The organism is Klebsiella sp. CN_Kp091 (assembly GCF_040065095.1).
GTDB lineage: Bacteria > Pseudomonadota > Gammaproteobacteria > Enterobacterales > Enterobacteriaceae > Klebsiella > Klebsiella aerogenes.
This window is the reverse complement of sequence record NZ_JBEAIO010000025.1, coordinates 1-1,637: the sequence shown is the minus strand read 5'-3', so window position 1 is coordinate 1,637 and position 1,637 is coordinate 1. Positions and strand designations below refer to the sequence as shown.

2 protein-coding genes are annotated in these 1,637 nt (G+C 65.2%); both read right to left on the bottom strand.

Features of this window, described 5'->3' with window-relative positions; genetic code table 11:
• The coding region (oadA, locus tag ABLV17_RS13580) for a sodium-extruding oxaloacetate decarboxylase subunit alpha (RefSeq protein WP_348854329.1) at positions 1–1,388 on the bottom strand (1,388 nt) is incomplete at its 3' end.
• Positions 1,389–1,403: 15 nt separating this feature from the next.
• Positions 1,404–1,637: oxaloacetate decarboxylase subunit gamma (locus ABLV17_RS13575; protein ID WP_227504712.1), on the bottom strand; the 234-nt coding region annotated here is incomplete at its 5' end.

Here is a 1,637-nt window from a genome sequence, read left to right as displayed (position 1 = left end):
TCTTCCACCTGCGGCACGGGCTCAAAGGCCGCCGGGTTGTGGCGGTTTTCGAGGAACTTCAGGCCGATTTGCGGGAACAGCGCCACGGTGAGCACGTCGTCGATGGCGTTATCGGCAAGCGTGATGCCCTTCTCCTGCGCCTGGCGTTTCACGTCGGCTTCAAGCTCCGCCAGCTCCGGCTTCAGCAGGTCGGCCGGGCGGCAGGTGACGGCGTCGGCGCCGTCGAGCACCCGCGCCTGCAGGGCGGCGTTAACCGGCGCCGGGGTGTGGCCGTATTCGCCTTTGAGGATACCGGCGGTCTCCTTCGCAATGGTTTTGTAGCGCTCGCCGCCCAGCACGTTGAGCACCGCCTGGGTGCCGACAATCTGCGAGGTCGGGGTCACCAGTGGGATGAAGCCGAGGTCCTCGCGCACGCGGGGGATTTCCGCCAGCACTTCATCCAGACGGTGGGCGGCGCTCTGCTGTTTCAGCTGGCCTTCAAGATTGGTGAGCATCCCGCCCGGCACCTGGGCGACCAGGATGCGGCTGTCGGTGCCTTTCAGCTGGCCTTCGAAGGCGTGGTATTTTTTGCGTACCTCGCGGAAGTACGCGGCGATGCTCTCCAGCTTGTGGATATCGAGGCCGGTGTCGTACGGCGTGCCGGCGAGGGTGGCCACCAGCGCTTCGGTAGCCGGGTGGCCGTAGGTGGCGCTCATCGAGGAGATGGCGGTATCAACGCCGTCGACGCCGGCTTCAATGGCCTTCAGCAGCGCCATTTCCGCCATGCCGGTGGTGGCGTGGCAGTGCAGGTGCAGGGTGACGTCATAGCGTTTTTTGATTTCGCTGACCAGCTCAAAGGCGGCATGCGGGGTGAGGATGCCGGACATGTCCTTGATGGCGATGGAGTCGACGCCGGTCTCCAGCAGCTGTTCGGTGAGGTCGAGCCAGGTCTGCAGGGTGTGCGCCGGGCTGGTGGTGTAGCTGAGGGTGCCCTGGGCGTGGGCGCCGTGGCGGCGCACCGCCTGCAGGGCGGCCTGCATGTTGCGCGGGTCGTTCATGGCATCAAAGACGCGGAACACGTCCATGCCGTTTTTGACGGCGCGCTCCACAAAGCGCTCCACCACATCATCGGCGTAGTGGCGGTAGCCGAGCAGGTTCTGGCCGCGCAGCAGCATCTGCAGCGGAGTTTTCGGCATCGCCTTTTTCAGCTCGCGCAGGCGGACCCACGGGTCCTCGCCGAGGAAGCGGATGCAGGCGTCAAAGGTGGCGCCGCCCCAGCATTCCAGCGAGCGGTAGCCGACGTCGTCGAGCGCAGCCGCAACGGGCAGCATATCGTCGAGACGCAGACGGGTGGCGAACAGGGACTGGTGGGCGTCGCGCAGGACGACATCGGTAATGGCAACGGTCATGAATTCCTCCGTGAATTAAGAATTAAGGCGGCGATGGTGGTGAATGGCGGCGACAATCGCCGGCTTTAAACGGGCGAAGTCGTCAGCGGGCGCGACGGCCGCAGGCGCCGGTTTGGGCGCGGCAGGCGGCTCAGGGAACAGACGGGTAACGGCGAGAGACATTCCCCGGATGGCGAAAATGAGCAGCAGCAGGAACGCCAGCACGAAGCCCATGCCGAGGAACATCAGGGTGAAGCCTTCGCCTAACAG